Source organism: Clostridium tanneri (assembly GCF_033659955.1).
GTDB classification, from domain to species: domain Bacteria; phylum Bacillota; class Clostridia; order Clostridiales; family Clostridiaceae; genus Clostridium_AM; species Clostridium_AM tanneri.
Window position 1 is genome coordinate 1 of the sequence record NZ_JARUJP010000055.1, and the last position, 2,656, is coordinate 2,656.

Consider the following 2,656-nt stretch of genomic DNA (forward strand, 5'->3'; position numbering starts at 1 on the left):
TATCTTGAATTCAATAGGAATAGGTAAGACTTTGAAATTATCTCTGCCTTTTCCCCACCTCCACACAGTGCTTGCAGCTTTCACCGCACACTGCGTTCCATCAATATCAACTTATTTCTTTAAATCACACAATTTCCAACTTTTAAACGAAGCTTATTCAGTTTTTCCAAGCCTTCTTTATCTAATTTTAGCTTTTCTTTATATTCTTTAACAGTTTTATCTGCAATAGCATGAATCAGTTTATGTACATCTGATAATACAAAAGTTAGATTATTATATTCATCACTTCCGCCTAATGATTTAGGTTTCTTATGATGAGCCTCCATTTCTCCTATTTTTAAGGTCTCACCTGTTACACTACATTTACCATATTGTGCTACGTATAAAGAAATTCTGTTATCATTATATTCTGAACTCTGCCCATTTACTGGGTTTCTCATGATATATTGTAGTATAGCTTTGTTAATTCCCTTTAGGTTTTCATGGATTTTCTTTCTTCCTTCTTCTGTATAATTACAAATTCCATTTACATGATGCAGTGCATCTTTCGTACTAATTCCTCCTATTGGAAATAAAGCTACTTTTGCGATATAAATGGTTTTATACTTATATTTTCCATAATATTTTAGATATGCTTTGCTTTTTAATCCTGTTTCACTTCGTATTTTCTTTGTTCTATTATATAGGCTCTTACTAACTAAGAAAGCTATTTCATAAAAAGCAAGGCTTACTTGTGTTGCATTTCTATAATAGTTATGCATTCCTAATATTGATGCATTATATTTATTTACCTCATCGGTTTTAGTATTTTTCTGTATTGCCTTAATTTTTTCTTTTATTTTATTTATGATTTTCTTTCGAGCTTTGTCGCTAACACGGCTAGTAGCAACCTTTTTATACCCTTTATTTATTACTTTCATTTTAAAACCTAGGAAGTTAGAGTAATTTTTTCTTAAGTTTACAACCTCTGATTTTTCAGAATTTATTTCTAGTCCTAATCTTTCTTTTAACCACTTCTTTACTGCCATTAAAGCCTTCTGTGCTGTTTTGTGGTTTCTGCAAAATATTTTAAGATCATCTGCATATCTTACTATAAACATCTCTTTTAGATTAGTGTTTTTCATAGCTCGGTATTTATTACGACTTGAGTAGTTGTGTTCTGTCATAAAACTTTCCCATTGGCTGCTTACCCACCAATCTAACTCATTTAGGACTATATTGGAAAGTAATGGTGATATAATGCCACCTTGAACGGTTCCCTTTTCTGGTATTCCTATACCTGTAACCTCTGCTTTTAAGGCTTTGGATATTATACTTAGGAGGTTTTTATCCTGTATTCCCATTGTCCACATTTGCTTTAACAGTTTTTCATGATTCACATTATCGAAAAATGCTTTTATGTCAATATCTACAGCGTAATGCAATTTAGCTATGTTTATCAGCTTCATTGCTCTCGCAATAGCATGTTCTGTACTTCGATTTGCTCTGAATCCATAACTGTGTTTGTAAAATTTAGCTTCGCATATTGGTTCTAATACCTGTTTAATACACTGTTGAATCAATCTATCTTCAATTGTGGAAATCCCCAGTGGCCTTATTCCTCCACTTTCCTTTTCTATCTCTACACGTCTTATTGCTTGAGGTTCATAATTATTTAGTCTATTTCTAACGTACTCTACCAGTTCTTCGGGATTACTATTTCCAATTTCAATGATTGTATTTTTGTTAATTCCTGCTGTCTTACTTCCCTTATTCTTTTTGATATTTCTGTATGACAGTAATATATTTTCTTCTGTCATGACTATATCCATTAGGTTTTTAAATTTATAGCCTTTTAAACTCTTGGTATAAATATCATCATAAATTGCTTGATTATTGTAGTATTCATTATTTCTTAGTTTTTGCTTCTTTTTATGCTTCATTTTCTCGGTTGTCATTAGTCAGCTAATCACTCCAGTTGTAACTTTTGTTTTCGCTTCTCTTAGTCTTACTCGAACCTAATAATTATTGTGTGTTTAAATTTTACTGTTAATATTGACTTGTGGCTATCCCTCCGCTGGCTTTCGCCAGTTTCAACGGTACTATGCCACTACTTTCACTGATGTTAAGATAAGTTATAGCTTTAGCCTTTCCTTATCGCCACTTCACAGGGAATAAGCCCTCCATGTCATCAGCTTACCACGTTCCAATAGTTTTATCTTTTCATATATCCTTAAGTGTTTCCTTTGAGCCTGTTCACTTGATTCTACCTGTAATAGAATAGAGACTTTCATAACTACCAATCTTACTTGTCTCCATGAACCCCGCACTTTCGGCGGTCATAGCATTTCTACTATGCACTGTTCTAGACCCTTACCTTCGGAAATTAGTCAATCCTTTTACGGATATTCTCACCATAGATATTTTATAGACTCCCGACCTATCATACACTCAACCACCTCTGGTTCGCTTTTCCTGGAGCTATCGCTCCTTAGGGTGCACTCTCAGCCGACTTCACCGAGCTTATAACCATTCCTTTCTTATTTAAGGAATCGCTATTCGGAGTATTAGAGAAAGCCCTTCAAGGCGTTACCCTCTCATTTGACTTTTCAAACTATTAGTTCTCTTAACTTTTTGAGTTAATGGCTAACCTTTTAAGTTAGCAACGTGTCGCACA

1 protein-coding gene is annotated in these 2,656 nt (G+C 33.6%); it reads right to left on the bottom strand.

Going from position 1 to position 2,656, the window contains the following annotated elements; genetic code table 11:
- Window positions 1-119: 119 nt before the first annotated feature.
- Window positions 120-1,937 carry a group II intron reverse transcriptase/maturase gene (gene ltrA, locus P8V03_RS18770; RefSeq protein WP_318799340.1) on the bottom strand — a complete coding sequence of 606 codons (1,818 nt, stop codon included), beginning with the start codon at window positions 1,935-1,937 and terminating at the stop codon, window positions 120-122.
- Between the last annotated feature and the right edge of the window lie 719 nt (window positions 1,938-2,656).

What these genes read in the sequence shown, in the direction of transcription:
- ltrA (WP_318799340.1), bottom strand. Translation starts at nt 1,937, where the DNA reads ATGACAACCGAGAAAATGAAGCATAAAAAGAAGCAAAAACTAAGAAAT.